The organism is Flagellatimonas centrodinii (genome assembly GCF_016918765.2).
Lineage (GTDB): Bacteria > Pseudomonadota > Gammaproteobacteria > Nevskiales > Nevskiaceae > Polycyclovorans > Polycyclovorans centrodinii.
Genome location: NZ_CP092104.1, coordinates 2,940,151 through 2,956,602, shown reverse-complemented (window position 1 = coordinate 2,956,602; position 16,452 = coordinate 2,940,151). Strand labels below are relative to the sequence as shown.

General features: G+C 66.8%; 21 protein-coding genes. 10 read left to right on the top strand and 11 right to left on the bottom strand.

The annotated features are described in order from the left end of the window. Positions 1–9: 9 nt before the first annotated feature. The 11 genes from JN531_RS14290 to rrtA form a co-directional block, all read right to left on the bottom strand. On the bottom strand, positions 10–372 hold the full coding sequence (locus JN531_RS14290) for a PilZ domain-containing protein (RefSeq protein ID WP_228349535.1): 363 nt from the start codon (positions 370–372) through the stop codon (positions 10–12). A 28-nt stretch (positions 373–400) separates the two neighbouring features. Then, complete coding sequence (holB, locus tag JN531_RS14285) at positions 401–1,366, bottom strand: DNA polymerase III subunit delta' (protein WP_228349534.1); 966 nt, start codon at positions 1,364–1,366, stop codon at positions 401–403. After that, complete coding sequence (tmk, locus tag JN531_RS14280; RefSeq protein ID WP_228349533.1) at positions 1,363–1,977, bottom strand: dTMP kinase; 615 nt, start codon at positions 1,975–1,977, stop codon at positions 1,363–1,365. The genes holB and tmk overlap by 4 nt, the downstream gene beginning before the upstream one ends. Then, positions 1,974–3,008, bottom strand: coding sequence for an endolytic transglycosylase MltG (gene mltG, locus JN531_RS14275; RefSeq protein WP_228349532.1), 1,035 nt, complete (start codon positions 3,006–3,008; stop codon positions 1,974–1,976). The genes tmk and mltG overlap by 4 nt, the downstream gene beginning before the upstream one ends. Further along, the gene (gene pabC / locus JN531_RS14270; protein WP_228349531.1) at positions 3,005–3,832 is read right to left on the bottom strand and encodes an aminodeoxychorismate lyase; all 828 of its coding nucleotides are present in this window, start codon (positions 3,830–3,832) and stop codon (positions 3,005–3,007) included. Before pabC ends, mltG begins: the two co-directional genes overlap by 4 nt. Beyond that, entirely contained in the window at positions 3,829–5,133 is a 1,305-nt protein-coding gene (locus tag JN531_RS14265) for an aminodeoxychorismate synthase component I (RefSeq protein WP_228349530.1), read from the bottom strand. The genes pabC and JN531_RS14265 overlap by 4 nt, the downstream gene beginning before the upstream one ends. Before the next feature lie 13 nt (positions 5,134–5,146). Continuing rightward, positions 5,147–6,391 carry a beta-ketoacyl-ACP synthase II gene (fabF, locus tag JN531_RS14260; RefSeq protein WP_228349529.1) on the bottom strand — a complete coding sequence of 415 codons (1,245 nt, stop codon included), beginning with the start codon at positions 6,389–6,391 and terminating at the stop codon, positions 5,147–5,149. A 98-nt stretch (positions 6,392–6,489) separates the two neighbouring features. Next, entirely contained in the window at positions 6,490–6,735 is a 246-nt protein-coding gene (acpP, locus tag JN531_RS14255; protein ID WP_228349528.1) for an acyl carrier protein, read from the bottom strand. Between the two features lie 97 nt (positions 6,736–6,832). Continuing rightward, a complete protein-coding gene (gene fabG, locus JN531_RS14250) occupies positions 6,833–7,570 on the bottom strand; it encodes a 3-oxoacyl-ACP reductase FabG (protein ID WP_228349527.1) in 738 nt (245 codons plus the stop codon). 18 nt (positions 7,571–7,588) lie between these two features. Continuing rightward, entirely contained in the window at positions 7,589–8,527 is a 939-nt protein-coding gene (gene fabD, locus JN531_RS14245) for an ACP S-malonyltransferase (protein WP_366522383.1), read from the bottom strand. Continuing rightward, positions 8,524–9,093 (bottom strand): rhombosortase, encoded by a 570-nt coding sequence (gene rrtA, locus JN531_RS14240; protein ID WP_228349525.1) that lies wholly within the window; start codon positions 9,091–9,093, stop codon positions 8,524–8,526. The genes fabD and rrtA overlap by 4 nt, the downstream gene beginning before the upstream one ends. Before the next feature lie 129 nt (positions 9,094–9,222). Here rrtA and gspG point away from each other — a divergent pair, with 129 nt between their 5' ends. The 10 genes from gspG (at position 9,223) to mnmA (ending at position 16,378) form a co-directional block, all read left to right on the top strand. Then, entirely contained in the window at positions 9,223–9,663 is a 441-nt protein-coding gene (gene gspG / locus JN531_RS14235) for a type II secretion system major pseudopilin GspG (RefSeq protein ID WP_228349524.1), read from the top strand. Positions 9,664–9,695: 32 nt separating this feature from the next. Beyond that, positions 9,696–10,244: a type II secretion system minor pseudopilin GspH gene (gspH, locus tag JN531_RS14230; RefSeq protein ID WP_228349523.1), complete on the top strand. Its 549-nt coding sequence runs from the start codon at positions 9,696–9,698 to the stop codon at positions 10,242–10,244. A 5-nt stretch (positions 10,245–10,249) separates the two neighbouring features. Then, on the top strand, positions 10,250–10,633 hold the full coding sequence (gene gspI, locus JN531_RS14225) for a type II secretion system minor pseudopilin GspI (RefSeq protein ID WP_228349522.1): 384 nt from the start codon (positions 10,250–10,252) through the stop codon (positions 10,631–10,633). Further along, entirely contained in the window at positions 10,630–11,343 is a 714-nt protein-coding gene (gene gspJ / locus JN531_RS14220; protein WP_228349521.1) for a type II secretion system minor pseudopilin GspJ, read from the top strand. Before gspI ends, gspJ begins: the two co-directional genes overlap by 4 nt. Then, positions 11,340–12,269: a type II secretion system minor pseudopilin GspK gene (gene gspK, locus JN531_RS14215; RefSeq protein WP_228349520.1), complete on the top strand. Its 930-nt coding sequence runs from the start codon at positions 11,340–11,342 to the stop codon at positions 12,267–12,269. The genes gspJ and gspK overlap by 4 nt, the downstream gene beginning before the upstream one ends. Positions 12,270–12,330: 61 nt before the next feature. Further along, the gene (gene gspL / locus JN531_RS14210) at positions 12,331–13,533 is read left to right on the top strand and encodes a type II secretion system protein GspL (protein WP_228349519.1); all 1,203 of its coding nucleotides are present in this window, start codon (positions 12,331–12,333) and stop codon (positions 13,531–13,533) included. Between the two features lie 2 nt (positions 13,534–13,535). After that, complete coding sequence (locus JN531_RS14205) at positions 13,536–14,039, top strand: type II secretion system protein M (RefSeq protein WP_228349518.1); 504 nt, start codon at positions 13,536–13,538, stop codon at positions 14,037–14,039. Further along, positions 14,036–14,815, top strand: a complete 780-nt coding sequence (locus JN531_RS14200; protein WP_228349517.1) for a type II secretion system protein N — start codon at positions 14,036–14,038, stop codon at positions 14,813–14,815. Before JN531_RS14205 ends, JN531_RS14200 begins: the two co-directional genes overlap by 4 nt. Next, positions 14,812–15,264, top strand: coding sequence for an NUDIX hydrolase (locus tag JN531_RS14195; protein ID WP_228349516.1), 453 nt, complete (start codon positions 14,812–14,814; stop codon positions 15,262–15,264). The genes JN531_RS14200 and JN531_RS14195 overlap by 4 nt, the downstream gene beginning before the upstream one ends. Positions 15,265–15,292: 28 nt before the next feature. Then, a complete protein-coding gene (gene mnmA / locus JN531_RS14190; RefSeq protein ID WP_436233319.1) occupies positions 15,293–16,378 on the top strand; it encodes a tRNA 2-thiouridine(34) synthase MnmA in 1,086 nt (361 codons plus the stop codon). Positions 16,379–16,452: the final 74 nt, after the last annotated feature.

Here is a 16,452-nt window from a genome sequence, read left to right as displayed (position 1 = left end):
CGCTAGCGCCTAGAGCGTGTAGGTGGCCCGATCCGCGCCCAGGGCACCCGCCAGCAAACCCTCGATCTTGCCCTGCGTGGCGCCGTTGTCCTGACTGCTGAACTGAACGCCAATCCCCTGTAGCCGCTTGTTCTGGGCGCCTTTCGGCGTCACCCAGACCACTTTCCCGGCCACCGGCAGGCGCTCAGGGTCCTCCATCAGCGTGAGCAGCATGAACACTTCGTCGCCAAGGCGATATTCCTTGGCGGTTGGAATGAACAGACCTCCGTTCTTCACGAACGGCATGTAGGCGACATAGAGCGCCGACTTGTCCTTGATGTTGAGCGTGAGGATGCCGGGCTGCGCGCCACCGACACGCGACGGAGTGTTCATCGGGTTCGTCTCCAAACCGCTGGGGATGTCATCGCGATTGTACGCCGCGGGCGGCCAGTCGCGCCTGCCGCCACCAGAGGATCAGCAGCGACTCCAGCACCATCTGTGGGTTGACGTTGCCAGCCAGCTGGCCACGAGCGGCCAGTGCCTCCACCACCACGGGTTCCAGCCAGGCTGCCGGAACCACTGACGTCTCGTTGGTCAGGGCTCGTCGCAACTCGGCATGCAACCAGCGGATCAGCCACTCGACGAACCCCGCGACTTCATCGCGCCCGATCTCGGCTGCCAGCGCCAGCGGTTCAGTGCGACCGCGGGCGATGGCCGTCAGCCCCTGTGCCCAGCGCTGAAAATGGGCGCCCTGTTGGGATTCGGACCAAGCGGCTGCTTGCAGCGGTGCGCCCCCGGCCCAGGGCAATAGCTGGGCATCATGGCCCTGCCGGGACAGCCATTGCGCGGCCTCGGCGGCCGGAGGCGGCGCTAGCCGCAGCTGCCGACAGCGAGACCGGACCGTCGCCGGCAACTCCAACGGCCGCTCGCTGATGAGCAACAGGACGGTCTCAGCCGGAGGTTCTTCCAGGGTTTTCAGCAGGGCATTGCGGCCGGCACCATTGAGGGCATCGACCGGATCGATCAGCACGAATTTTCCGCGCCCGTACTGCGCCGACAGCATCACCCGCTCAATCATTTCGCGGATCTGTTCGATGCTGATATCGCGGCGCAGCTTGCCGGTCTTGTCGTCGGCACGGCGTTGCAGCCATTGCCGGTCCGGGTGACTGCCGGCTGCCAGCCGCGCACAGGCCGGACAGGTTCCGCAGGCGCTGTCCCCGCCCTGTTCACACAGGGATGCGGCCACCAGGGCATGCGCCAGATGCCGCTTGCCGACACCGGCGGGCCCGGTGATCAACAGGGCGTGCCCCAACTGGCCGGCCGCCTGTTGCTGGCGCAGGGTGGACAACAATGGCGCCTGCCAGGGCAAGGGCTGCAAGTCGCTCACCACCGGGCCTCCAGTGTCTGTTCTACCTGCTGCCGCACCTGCGCCGCCGCGCCGGCGGCATCAATGATCACCATCCGTGCCGGGTCGGCTGCGGCGCGAGCCAGGAAGCCGGCGCGAACCGCGCTCTGGAACTGCAGTGCCTCGCGCTCAAAGCGGTTCTCGCCCCCTCGCGTCCGCGCGCGCGCCAGGCCGATTTCCGGCGGCAGATCCAGCAGCAGGGTGAGATCGGGCAGACGCCCCCCCAACACCAGCGTATTCAGCCGGTCGAGGGTCGCCGGCGAGACACCCTTGGCGCCCTGATAGGCAAAACTGGAATCGATGAATCGATCACAGACCACATCTTCGCCGCGCTCCAGCGCAGGCGCGATGGTGTGATGCCAGTGAGCGGCGCGGGCGGCAAACATCAGCAGGACTTCGGTGGTCGGCGACACGCCCTCGTCCCAGTCTGCCAGCACCAGTCCGCGGACCGCTTCGGCCAACGGTGAGCCGCCGGGTTCGCGGGTCTGTACCACCCGGCGCCCACGTGCCTGGAGCCAGGTCACGACCGTGTCGACCTGTGTCGATTTGCCGGCCCCCTCACCGCCCTCCAGGGTGATTAAACGTCCACTCATGGATTTCGTGCCTCGCGCAGGCGCTGCAGGTAGGCCCTTACCGCCCGATTATGTTCGTCCAGCGTACGGGAAAATGCGTGTCGCCCGCTGCCGTCGCCGAGCGCGACAAAAAATAGCGCCTCGGTGCTGGCGGGATTCACGGCTGCCTGCAACGACGCCGAGCCCGGCAAGCAGATCGGTGTCGGTGGCAGGCCGGTTCGAGTGTAGGTGTTGTACGGAGTGTCGGCTTCAAGGTCGCGGCGCCGCAGGTTGCCGTCGAAGGTCGCCCCCAGCCCATAGATGACCGTCGGGTCGGTCTGCAGCTTCATCCCCAACCGCAGTCGGTTGACGAACACCCCGGCCACCTCGCGACGCTCTCCACCGATACCCGTCTCTTTTTCGATGATCGACGCCAACACCAGCGCAGCATCGGCATCGGCCAATGGCAGGTCCGGCACACGGGCCGCCCAGACCCCCTCCAGCGCGGTCACTTGCGCCCGCGCAGCACGTCGTAGAAACGCGGCATCGGTAGTGCCCCGGGGAAAGTGATAGGTCTCCGGCCGCAGTCGTCCCTCGGCGTGACCGGGCGGCAGACCAAGAGCGGCCAGCAGGCGCTCGGGTGCCAGATCGGCTTCCGCCAGCTCCAACCGGATCGCCGGATGTGAGCGCACCGCCGCAATCGCGTCACGGATATTCCAGCCCTCGACCAACCGCAGCGCATGCAGGGTGACCCGGCCACTGCGGAACAGCGCCAGCGCGTCGGCAATCGACAGACCGGGCGTCAGGGTGTACTCCCCGGCCTGCACCAGCTGGTTGCCCCGCAGACGCGCCATCAGTCGAAGTGCCAGCGCCTGATGCGACGACAGCAGATCGGCCGCCACCAGCTGATTCAGCACGCCGCGATAGCTCTGGCCCGGCGGGATGTCGAAGCTCAGGTCCTGCTCCAGCGGCAGCGGCTGCATCGCCATCTGCTGCAACATGCGCACGCCGGCGCCGGCGAGCACCAGCATCAGAATGACGATCAGGGCAATGACGCGAAGACGAATGTTCACAAGGCACCTTGCCAGGGATGTGCCAGCGCCTGCATCAACCGGCGGGTCACCGGTCCAGGCGCGACGTAGCGGTGGTCATCGACTTGCCGGACCGGCCAGATGCCGATCAGGCTGTTGGTGATGAAGACTTCCTCGGCGGCGCTCAATGCCGACGCCGGCACGCGAACCTCGTGGACGGGCACGTCTTCCTTCATGGCGATCATCCGCAGCCTGCGTCGCAGGTGACCGGCGACGCCCGCGCGATCCAGACAGGGGGTGTGCAGCTGTCCCTGCCGCACCCAGAAAAGATTACTGCGTGTCCCGCAGACCAGGTGACCGTCGGTGTCACACAGCAAGGCCTCCTGCTGCTGGTCCGGCCAGTGGTCGCTGGCCAGGACCAGCGGAAGCCGGTTGAGATGCTTGAGTCCGGCAAGCGCCGGCAATACCGGCAGTGCCGACGCGTGCGTGAATACGCCGACGCCCTCGCTCCAGAACCGAGCGGCATGGCGAGGCAGCGGGGCCGCGTCCACCACCCGGACGCCAGCGCCGCCGACAGGCGCCTGACCCCGGCCGTGATTGCCCCGCACGGTGATCCAGCGCAATGCGGCGTCAGCCATGCCTGCCAGCGCCGCCTGGCTGTCGGTCAGCCAGTCCGACAAGGGACCGACCTCGATGCCGAGGCGCTGCGCATCTTCGGCAAGGTGGGTCCACTGCGACGCTGCCGAAATGATCTCGCCATCGCGCACCAGCAGTGTCCGGAAGACGCCGTCGCCGTACACCAGACCACGCATCAATGCGGGCAGCCCGGTGTGCTCCGCGGTGGCACCGTCTACGCGCAGGCTCACAGCCCCACCTGCAACGCGCGCAGCAGTCCGCGCGCCTTGGCGTCGGTCTCGGCCAGCTCATGCTCGGGGGTAGAGTCGGCGACGATGCCCGCCCCCACCCGGAATCGCAGGTCACGGCCGGTAATCTCCAGGCTGCGGATCAGGATATTGCTGTCGAACCGTCCGCAGCGCGACAGATAGCCGACGCTGCCGGTGTAAGCGCCACGCGGGCCCGATTCCAGTTCGCCGATGATCTCCATGCACCGCACCTTGGGGCAGCCGGTGATGGTGCCGCCGGGGAATACCGCACGCAGGGCAGCGCCGGGCCCCACCCCGTCCCGCAGGCGGCCCCGAACATTGGAAACGATGTGGTGCACATGGGCGTAACTCTCGATCGCCATCAACTCGTCGACTGACACGCTGCCGGGTTGGCAGACCCGCCCCAGGTCATTCCGCTCGAGATCGATCAACATGATGTGCTCGGCCCGTTCCTTGAGGCTCGCGGCCAGCGAGGCCCGTGCCAGGGCATCTTCGGCGTCAGTGATGCCACGGGGGCGGGTCCCCGCGATCGGACGGGTCTGGGCGCCGCTGGCGTCGAGTGACAGCAGCCGCTCCGGTGATGAACTGATCACCGCCGGGCCGGGCCCATGCAGGCTGGCGGCAAACGGCGCCGGGTTGTGCTGCCGCAGGGCCGCGTAAACCGTCATCGCATTGGCACCGTCAGCCAGACGACCCTGCCAGGCTCGCGACAGATTGACCTGGAATACATCGCCAGCCATCAGATAGTCGTGAACCCGTAACACGCCGTCGAGATAGCGCTCCGGTGGCTCGGCGGCCAGTGTGTCCATCCGCGGCGCCTGTAGCTGCGCCGCTGGCGCCGCCAGCGCCGCCGCCAACAGGGCCTCGGCGTCGGCCAGGCTGTGTTCGGAGACGGCATACACCTGCCCCAGGCGCCGATCCCGCAGCACCGCATTGCAACAGCGGGCCAGCCAGGCGTCCGCATGGCCGACGGGCCGTGGATGAAACACCACCGAAGGTTCGACCCAGCGCGCCGCCTCATAGCCCAGAAACACCAGCCAGCCACCGAGGAAGGGCAGCAACGGATGCGGCGGAATCGGAGGTGTCGACCGTGCCGCGGCATCCAACGCAGCAAACGGATCGCCGGCCTGGATCACTTGCTCCGGGCGGCCCAGCAGCAGGTCGAAACGCCCCGAGCGAGGGTGCCCGGCAACGCTCTCCAGCAGAAACGGGAAGGCGCTGGTCTGGCTCGAATGTAAGTCGAAAAGGTCTTTATCAACAGACGCTTGTGCGATAAAGCTCACGTCAATAGTGACGTCATTCGCGAAACCGACGGAAGGCCAGCGTGCCGTTGGTGCCGCCAAAACCGAAGGAGTTGGACAGCACCACCTCGACCTTGCCATCGCGCGCCGTGTGGGGCACGTAGTCGAGGTCGCATTTGGGGTCGGGGTTGTCGAGATTGATGGTCGGCGGCACCTTTTGGTCGTGCAGCACCAATGCCGAAATGACCGCCTCCAGCCCGCCCGCCGCACCGAGCAGGTGCCCGGTCATCGATTTGGTCGACGACACCCAAAGTCGGCGGGCATGGTCGCCGAACGCGGCCTTGACCGCGGTGGTCTCGGCAACGTCGCCGGCGGGTGTCGAGGTGCCGTGGGCGTTGACGTAATCGACCTCCTCCGGTTGCAGGCCGGCATCCCGCATCGCGTTCTGCATGGCGCGCCGGGCGCCGTTGCCGTCTTCCGGCGGCAGCGTGATGTGATAGGCATCGCTGGACATGCCGAACCCGACAATCTCGGCGTAGATGCGTGCGCCGCGCGCCTTCGCACTCTCGAGTGACTCCAGCACCAGTACGCCGGCGCCATCCCCCAGCACGAAGCCATCGCGATCGACGTCGAAGGGGCGACTGGCCTGCTCTGGCGCGTCATTACGCGTCGACAGCGCACGCGCCTGACAGAATCCGGCCATGCCCGCGGGGGCTGAGCCGAACTCGGCACCTCCGGCGACAAAGATATCGGCATCGCCGTGCACGATCATCCGGTAGGCCATGCCGATGGCATGGGTGCCGGTGGTGCAGGCGCTGACAGTGGCCAGATTGGGGCCGGTAATCCCCAGGTCGATCGACACGTGGCCGGAGACCATGTTGATGATCGACGACGGGACGAAGAATGGGGACACCCTGCGTGGGCCGCTGTCGCTGAGCACCTTGCATTCGCGCTCGATGGTGCCGATCCCGCCGATCCCGGAGCCGATACACACCCCGATACGTTCCCGATTGTCGTCGGTGATCTCGAGGCCGGCATCGGTCACCGCCTGTTTGGCGGCAGCGACCCCGTAATGAATGAAGGGATCAACACGCTTGGCTTCCTTCGGCCCCATCCACTGGGTGGCATCGAAGTCCTTGATCAGCCCGGCGAAACGAGTCGAGTAGGCCGAAGCGTCATAGCCGGTCAGCGGGCCAATGCCGGAACGGCCGGCCAGCAGCGCTTCCCAGGCACCGGCAACGGTATTGCCGACCGGCGAAATCACGCCCAGTCCGGTGATGACGACTCGACTGCGGCTCATGCACGCCCCTGCATTCTTGAGAATTTGGAGAAGACGGCCCTGCGACCGGGGCGGCGCCCCTCTCGGGGCACCGGCCGGCCGCCACCGCCAGGTACGACTCAGCCGTTTTGCGGCGCGTGCGTACGGATGTAGTTGAGAACGTCCTGGAAGGTGACGATCTTTTCCGCTTCTTCATCGGGGATGTCGATCTCGAACTCCTCTTCGAGCGCCATCACCAGTTCCACGGTGTCAAGAGAATCGGCACCGAGATCTTCCACGAACGAAGCTTCCGGGGTGATCTGGTCTTCGGCCACGGAAAGCTGCTCCGCGATGATCTTCTTGACTTTCTCTTCGAGACTGCTCATGCGTCACTCCTGACGATTGTGGGGCGTAAAGCCGCCATAGTGTAGTGCGAGACAACAGGGGTCAAAAACCCGTTAAACGGCCTAGCGCCAAACGGTGCTAGGCCATATGCAGCCCCCCATTCACATGGAGGGTTTCGCCGGTGATGTAGCCGGCCTCACGGGAGGCCAGAAACGCCACGGCGGCGGCAATATCTTCGGGGCTGCCGAGACGCCCGGCAGGCACCCCCTGCAACAGGCGGGTGCGCGCGTCGTCGGGAAGCCCGGCGGTCATGTCGGTATCAATGAAGCCCGGCGCCACGACATTGACCGTAATGTTGCGCGAGCCGATCTCCTGCGCCAGCGATTTCGAGAACCCGACGAGGCCGGCCTTGGCTGCACAGTAGTTGGCCTGCCCGGGGTTGCCACGGGCGCCCACGACCGAACCGATACTGATTATGCGGCCATGACGTGCCTTCATCATGCCTTTCAGAACGGCTCGTGACAGCCGGAAAACACTGCTGAGATCAGTGTCGATGACATCGTTCCAGTCTTCATCCTTCATCCGCATCAACAGCTGATCACGGGTCACCCCCGCATTGTTGACGAGGATGCCGGGCGTGCCGATGTCGGCCAGCAGCGTCTCGATGCCGGCGGCATCGCGCACATCCAGCACCCGTCCACGACCGCCATGAGGCGCTAGCGCGGCATCAATGGCCTCGGCTCCCGCGGCACTGGTAGCGGTCCCGGTCACGGTCACGCCTTCGGCCGCAAGTCGCAGCGCGATGGCCCGGCCGATGCCGCGACTCGCACCCGTAACCAGTGCCGTCTCGCCGGCAAATCGGGCAATTGCTGTCATAACCTCCCTCTCACGGGTTCAGGCCGTCGCCACACCGATCGCGGCGCGGGCGGCGTCCAGGGCGCCTTGTTCTTCCAGCGCATATACGTCGACACCCTTGACGATGCGCTTGTTCAATCCGGCAAGAACCTTGCCGGGGCCACATTCTATATACCGCTGTATGCCGATGTCCCGCAGGTGGCCGATCGAGGCGGTCCAGCGGACCGGCTGGTACAACTGCGCGGCCAGCGCCTCACGCACGGCCGCCGCGTCGCTTCGGGGCCGACCATCCACATTGTGGATGACGGGAATATGGCAAGCCCCGATAGCCGTCTCCGCCAGCCGTTCGGCCAGCCGCTCGGCGGCGCCCCGCATCAAGGCACAGTGCGACGGGACCGACACCGGCAGGCGGACCAGCATGCGGGCACCGGCCGCCTTGCCGTTGGCTTCAAGCCAGGCCAACGCGGTCTGCGCCCCGGCCACCACCACCTGGCCCGGGGCGTTGTAGTTGACCGGCGACAACACGGCATCCACCGGGCAGTCCGCACACAAGGCCTCAACAGCGGCATCGTCGAGACCGATCACCGCGATCATGCCGCCCTCGCCTTCCGGCACTGCGTTCTGCATCAGCTCGCCGCGCAGCGCCACCAACCGCAATGCATCGGCAAAATCGAGCGCGCCGGCCGCGACCAGCGCGGTGTACTCGCCGAGGCTGTGACCGGCCAGCGCGGCCGGCGCAGGCGGTGACGCCTGCTGCCAGACCCGCCAAAGGGCGATTCCGGCTGCCAGTAGTGCTGGCTGGGTGCGGGCGGTCTGGTTCAGCTGTGTCTCCGGGCCGTCTCGCACCAGCCCTGTCAGGTCCCAACCCAACGCGTCCGAGGCTGCTTCGAAGGTCTGCCGGATCTCGGGATACGGCAGCGACTGCAGCATGCCGACGGACTGCGAGCCCTGCCCCGGAAAGAGCATTGCGTAAGTCATTTTTCGTCGTTCGATGTATCGGGGGCCGAGACATTGACCGCAGCACGCAGTCGCGTCAAGGCTTCACAACCAGACAAAAATATGACAGCCCCGAGGGCCCCGAACAGGTGGGATTGAGTGATTACCCGCCCGCCAATCAGTACTTCATCCGACACCGGCGCACCCGCGATCACCTCATACCCCAGCTTGGCCACCAGATACAGAAGGCAGGCGATCGCCACACCGTCACGCTGCCGGGCCTGGGGCCACAGCCCTAGCACGAACAATCCATGCAGTAATCCGGATAACCCGACGTAGCGGTGCAAGGATGGCACCCACCAGAGCAGCCCGAGGCCGACGGCAGCGCCCAGCCACAGGCCGCGCACGGTCCAGCCCTGCCAGCCCCAACGCACCGGACACAGCAGCATGAAGACCATCAGACCGAGTCCATTCAGGATCAGGTGCCAGGCGCTGAGGTGCAGCAGTTGGCCGGTCCACAGCCGCCACCATTGCCCGGCCTCGATGGCGCCCCGCTGCCACACCAGGAGATCGGCCCAGGCCACCGGGGCCAGTTGCAGCACCATCATCAGAACCAACAGCGCCAGCGGTGGTCTCCAAGGGGCGGCACGACGCCACACGGACAGTAACAGGCCCTTTGTTATCATCGCGCCCGACGTCGGCAGCCCTGCCGGCCCCTGAATAGAATCGAGACTGCAATGCCCCAGTTGAACGCTCGCCGCAGCCGCGGCTTCACGCTGATCGAGATCATGGTGGTGGTGGTCATCCTCGGCATTCTCGCCGCGGTTGTGGTGCCGCGCATCATGGACCGGCCCGACGATGCCCGCATCGCCAAGGCCCGGCAGGACATCCGGGTGCTGGAATCCTCGCTGAATCTCTACAAGCTCGACAACTTCAACTACCCGAGCACCCAGCAGGGCCTGGATGCCCTGGTCAGTCAGCCCTCGGGCGAACCGCAGGCCCGCAACTGGAAGAGCGGCGGCTACGTCAAATCGCTGCCGAAAGATCCCTGGGGCAACGACTATCAGTACCTCAACCCGGGCGTGAAGGGCGAGTTCGATATCTTCTCTCTTGGCGCCGACAACCGCCCGGGGGGTGAAGGCGCGGCCGCCGACATCGGCAACTGGAACATCGAATAGGCCGCTCCGGCTCTCTGCTCCGGCCCGGCGCCGTGCGCATCCCCACCCCCGGCCACATCCGCGCCAGCCAACGCGGCTTCACGCTGCTGGAGATTCTGGTGGTGGTGCTGATCATCGGCGTCATCATCAACTTCGCCGTGTTGTCGGTGGGCGACCGTGCCCAGGGCGATACCCTCGACAATGAATCCCGGCGGTTGGAGCGGCTGATGGTGCTGGCGCAGGAGGAGGCCGAGCTGCAGGGTCTGCTGATCGGCTTCCGCCATACCGACCGCGCCATCCAGTGGGTGATGCTGTCGGGTGATGGCCGCTGGATGCCGTACGTCGAGTCGGGCCCCCTGCGCTCGCGGCCGATCACCGAGCCGGTGGAAATGACGCTGCGAGTCGAGGGGCGCGTCATGCCACCGGCGCAGAGCGACCTCAAGCCCGATGCATCGATGGACCCCCAGGGCCTGTTTCTGTCCAGTGGCGAGGCGACGCCGATGGTCATCGACCTCAGCGTGCCCGGTCTCGATGCCGTCTACCGGATTGAGGTGGATGCGCTTGGCCGGGTGCAGCGCCGTCGTGCTGACGACGACGTTTGATAGCGATGAAGCGCCCCCGCGGGTTCACCCTGGTTGAAGTGTTGGTGGCGGTGGCCATTCTGGCCATCGCCATGGGCGCCATCATCAGCGGCATGGCGCGCTATGCCGACAACGCCGGCTACCTGCGCGACAAGACACTGGCGATGTGGGTGGCGCACAACCGTCTCACCGATCTCATGGCCCAGCCCACCTGGCCCGGCACCGGCCGCAGCAACGGCACCGAGGACATGGGCGGCATCGACTGGCGCTGGTCTGCTGAGGTCAAGGAGACCCCGGACGATCGGCTGCGCCGCATTGATGTCAGCGTGGCGCGGGAGGATCGTCAGGATGCCAGTCTTGCCAGTGTCTCTGCCTTCCTGCGTGACCCCCGCAGTGGTGGCACGCCGTGAACGGTGCACAGCGCGGGTTCACGCTGCTCGAGCTGATTGTGGTGCTGCTGGTGTTCGCCGTCATGTCGGTGATGGCCTATGGCGGATTGCGCAGCGTGCTCACCGCACGGGTCGACGTCGAAGCGGCGATGGACCGCACGGCCCGCTACCAACGCACATTCCGCAAAGTCCGCGACGACCTTCAGCAAGTCCGCGCACGACCGGTCCGCGATGGCTTCGGCGACCTTCAGCCGCCGCTGATGTCGGTCGGCGGCGAGGGCCTTCTGTTCACTCGCGGCGGCTGGCGGAACCCCTTGCTGGCGCCGCGGGCATCGCTGGAGCGGGTGCGCTACCGCCTGGCCGATCGCACCCTGTACCGCGACAGCTGGCGGGTCCTCGACCGGGCGCAGGACTCCGCCGTCGTCGAACTGCCGCTGCTGGAGCGGGTCGACGTGCTGCGCTGGCGCTTCCTCGACGAGGCCCGCGAGTGGCAGGACGAATGGCCGCCGGAGCGGGACGGGGTACCCGGCATGATCGAACTGCAGTTGGAAACCGAAGACTGGGGCCTGCTGCGCTGGCGCTTCCGGCCCGGCCTGTCGCCTCAGGCCGCTGCTGTCCTGACCGGGGCCGCAGGCACCGCTGCAGAGGTCACGGATGGTGAACCGGCAGCGGAGAGCGTCGCACCCACCGTCGACAACGATGGCAACACCCCGACGGTGCCCGCCTTATGAACGGTCATCGCCAGCGGGGCGTGGCGCTGATCACTGCCATCCTCATCGTCGCCATCGCCACCATCGCCGCCACCGCCATGGTCAGCAGCGGCAACATCGCCATTCACCGGTCGGCAACATTGCAGGATTCCGAGAAGGGCTGGTGGTATGCGGAAGGGGTCGAGCAATGGGTGATGACCATTCTCGAGCGTGACCGCGAAGCCAATGAAGTCGACTCGCTCGACGAACCGTGGGCGCAGCCGGTGGACTATCTCCCGGTCGACGAGGGGGTGTTGCGCGGCCGTGTGGTCGACCTGCAGGGGCGCTTCAACCTCAACAACCTCGGCACTGCCGACACCGCCGCCTTCGAGCGCTACCGCAACCATTTCGAACGCCTGTTCCGCTTTGTCGAGGCTGGCGACAACTTTCAGGCGCGAGCGATTGCCGCCGGCATCCGTGACTGGATCGACCCCGACCAGGAGCCGACCGGCTTCGACGGCGCCGAAGACAATGAATACCTCGGCCTGGAACAGCCCTATCGCGCCGCCAACCAGCCGATGGCGAGTGTCAGCGAACTGCTGCTGGTCAAGGGCGTGACCCCGGATATCTACCGTGCACTGGCGCCCTACGTCGCCGCGCTGCCGATCATCAACTCGGCCATCAACGTCAATACCGCCCCCGAACCGGTGCTGCTGACGCTTGCCGAGGATGCCGGGCCGGAGCTGCAGGGCTTTCTCGAAGCGCGCGAAGACCAACCGGCGCAGGACCTCGCCAGCGTGCAGACCCTGTTCCCGGCCACCAGCCCGCCGATCGACATCCAGAGCCGTTACTTCCGTCTCGAAAGTGAAGCCCTGATAGGCAGTAGTCGGGTCGGACTGTATAGTCTGATTTTTCGGCCCGGCCCCAGCGGCGCGCTGCTGCTGGGACGAAGTACCGATGCCGACTAGCACCGTGCGCCGCCGCGCGGCGTGCTGACCCACAACCGACTGTCCAGAGCCCTCGTCTTCCGTGCGCGAAACGCTTTATCTCCGCCTGCGATCCACCGATGCAGACGCCGCCACCGAGTACTGCGTGGCGCCAGAGGATGCACGCCTGTCATGGCCGGTCGAGCGCGCACCGTTGCGCGACGTCCTGCGCCAGGCGGCCGGTCGGCATGTGGTGGTGCTGGTTCCCGGCGACGACGTCCGTCTCGAACGCCTGGCACTGCCGGTCAAACAGGCAGCCAAGGCGGCGCTGGCAGCGCCGTTCGCGCTCGAAGAGTCGCTGGCCGATGAAGTCGACACCCTGCACTTTGCGGTCGGCAACCGTCAGACCGACGGCAGCTTTCCAGTGGCGGTCGCGCGGCTCAGCCTGATGGAGGGCTGGCTGGCACCGCTGCGTGCAGCCGGCATTCGGCCGAAGGCGCTGATCGCCGAAACCCTCTGCCTGCCGATGCCCGACGATCAGTGGTGGTACGGCCTGGTCGAAGGTGATCGGGTGCTGGTGCGCCATCAGCCCTGGGCTTCGTTTTCGAGCTATGCCGAGGACCTGCCCCTGCTGCTCGACCTCGCCGATGGTGAGCGCCGCAAGGGCCTGCGTCTGATCGTATCGACTGCCGCGCCCGACTTCACACCGCTGGAGCGCAGCATCGAACTGCGGTCCGGCTTCCGATACGGCCTTGAGGCCCTGCTGCCACAACTGGCGGAATCCGAACCGCTGAACCTACTGCAGGGCCGCTATTCCCAACAGGCGGACTATCAGCGCCTGTGGCGCCCGTGGCGGGTACCGGCGGCACTCACCGCCTCTCTGCTGGCGCTGGTGGTGGCGGAATATGGCGTCGCGACCTGGCGCCTGGGGCATCAAGCTGCAGCGCAGGACGCCCGCAATGTCACCCGGTTTCAGCAGCTGTTCCCTGGCGAAACCCGCATCGTCGACCTCGGCGCCCAGGCCGAACAGCAACTGCAGCTGGCAAGCCAGCGGCAACGCGGGGGTGGCCTGCTGCCCCTGACCGCGGTCCTGGAGCAGGCGCTGCGAGCGGTCGATGGCCTGCAACTACAGGGGCTGCAGTATCGCGAGGGCGCCGTCTTCGCCAGCCTCACCGGGAACGCCCTCGCCCAGCTCGAGGCCCTGCGCGGGCAGTTCGCCAACCGCGGCGACGTCACCCTCGAAGTGCAGTCGGCCAACTCTGGCAGTGACGGCGTGCAGATCCGCATCCGCATCGCACCGGTCTGATCATGAAGAACGCCCTAGCGCCCCTGTTAGACGCCCTGGCACGACTCGCGCCCCGCGAGCGGGTCATGGTGATCGCTGCCGCCATCGTGGTGACACTGACGGTGATCTACCTGGCCCTGTGGGAGCCGCTGGTGCAGTCCCGCGCCCGTGAGGCGACCAACCTCGAAAGCGCCCGGGCACTGGCCAACCGACTGGAAGTGATCGGCGCTCAGGTCGCGGCACAACGGGGCAGCGCACCGGCGGCCGTCGCCAGCCGCAACCTGTCGCTTTTGGCGGCCGTGGATCAGGCCGCGCGAGCCGGCACCCTCGGCAAGCCACCCGTCCGGCTGCAGCCCGAGGGCGACAACGAAGTGCGGGTCTGGCTCGAACGTACCGCCTTCGACGGCGTGGTCCGCTGGGTGCATGAACTGGACCGGCAGCACGGCATCGTGGTCAGCACCGCCGACATCGAACGCCTGAGTGAACCCGGGCTGGTCGATGCCCGCCTGACCCTGGTGCGCCCATGATTCGCTGGCTCGCCCCCCTGCTCGGCGTCATCGCCTTTGTCTACGGTCTGATCACCCTGGCCCCTGTCGCCAACCTGGTGGCGTGGTTCGCACCACAACCCCTGCCGGTGACCATCAGCGGCCTCAGTGGCACCTTGGTTCAGGGCCGAATTACCGGTGTGGTCGAGGGCCAGCGGCGCTGGGTCGATGAAGCCCGTTGGCAACTCAGCCCGTGGACGTTGCTGACCGCCCGGTTGCGCTACCAACTGGAGGGTGAAGCCCTGGGCAGCGTCTTTACCGGGCAGGTTCAAGCCAGCCCCGGCGGCACCTTGGCGCTGGCCGACACCCAGGCGGCGGGCAATTTGAAGCAGTTGCTGCAAGCCGTCGGCCAGGGCTTTCTGCCCATTGATGGCCAGTTCCGTCTGAACCTCACCGACCTGACCGTGCGCGACCAATGGCCGCAGCAGATCGACGGCGTGCTCACCCTGCAGGGGGTCGTCTCGACCCTGTTGCGCGATCCCTTGGTGCTGGGCGATTTCGAGGCCGTGCTGAGCACCGAGCCGGGCGTCGACGATCAGCCCCCCACCCTGCTGGCCACCGTCAGCGCGCTGGACGGCCCGCTGGAGGTCAACGGCACCGCCCGACAGTACGCCGACCGCCGCCAGGCTGCCGACCTGCGGGTGCGGGCCAAGGCCGATGCACCGCCCATCCTGCGCAACATGCTCAACAGCCTGGGGCGCCCCGATGCCGAAGGCTGGTACCGCATCCAGCGCAGCGGCCGCCTGCCCCTGCCGTGAGCACCGCGCCGGAGCCGCCGCACCTGGTGCTGGCCTGCGTGGTGGAGCGCGAGGGCCGTTATCTGCTGATCGAAGAGTCCGCGGGGGGCGTGCTGGTGCTCAATCAACCCGCCGGCCACTGGGAGTACGGCGAGAGCTTCACCGAAGGCGCGCGTCGCGAGACCCTCGAGGAGAGTGGCTGGCATGTCGAGCCGACCCACCTCATCGGCGTCTACGAGTATCAGCCGGACGGGCTGCCCTATACGTTCGTGCGGCTGGCGTTTGCCGCGGACGCCATTCGCCATGACCCGGACCGCCCCCTGGATGAGGGCATCGTCCGCGCACTGTGGATGAGCCGCGACGAGATTGCCGCCTGCCCCGAGCGCCATCGCAGCCCGATGGTGTTGCGCTGTATCGACGATCACTGGGCCGGGCAGCGGGTACCGCTGTCGGTGATCCGCCACTTGTAAGCCCGCCGTGGACATCAACGATCATCCGCTGCCCGCGGGCAGCCATGTCGTGGTCGGCCTGTCCGGTGGCGTCGACTCCTCGGTGAGTGCCTGGTTGCTGAAGGAACGGGGCTACCGGGTCACCGGGCTGTTCATGGTGAACTGGGAGGAGGACGAAGACGGCTACTGCCGCGCCGCCGAGGACTTTCAGGATGCCCGTGCGGTGGCCGAGGAAATCGGCATCCCGTTACAGCGGGTCGACTTCTCCGCCGACTACAAGGACCGGGTGTTCGCCCATTTTCTTGCCGACCTCGCCGCCGGCAAGACGCCCAACCCGGACGTGCTGTGCAACCGCGAAGTGAAGTTTCAGCCATTTCGCGAATACGCCTTCCGCCTCGGCGCTGACGGCATTGCCACCGGCCACTACGCCCGTATCGACCACCGGCCCGACGGCCCGCGGCTGCTGCGATCGGTGACCGAAGACAAGGACCAGACCTACTTCCTCGCCGCCGTCACCCAGGCCCAGCTGGAACGGGTGATGTTCCCCATCGGCCATCTCACCAAGCCCGAGGTGCGGCAGATCGCGCTCGCCGCCGGCCTGCCGGTGCACAAGAAGAAGGATTCCACCGGCATCTGCTTTATCGGTGAGCGGCGCTTCCGCGACTTTCTGGCCCAGCACCTGAAGGATGCCCCCGGCGCCATTGTCGACACCACCGGTGCACGGGTGGGCGAACACCCCGGGCTGCACCACTTCACGCTTGGGCAACGCAAGGGGCTGCATATCGGCGGCCGCCGCGGCGCGGAGGAAGCGCCGTGGTACGTGGTGGCCAAGCGGCTGCCGCAACGCGAACTGGTGGTCTCGCAGGACCCGGCAGATCCGCAGATGATGAGCACGCGGATCGATACGGACCGCTTCCACTGGATCCGGCGCCCGCAAACGCTGCCGGGGCGCCTGCAGGGGCGCATCCGCCATCGTCAGGCCCTGCAGGACTGCACAGTGACCGCCGAAACGGCGGGCGCACTGTCGGTTCGCTTTGAAGCCCCACAGCGGGCGGCGGCCCCGGGGCAATATCTGGTGCTCTACGACGGCGCGGAATGTCTGGGCAGCGCCGAAATCGCGCTCGCACACCCCTAAGACCGCTAAAAACCTCCGCATTTCGGTGAATCTTGCGTCAATTGGGCTCCGCAGGCCGTTATAATGCGGCGTTT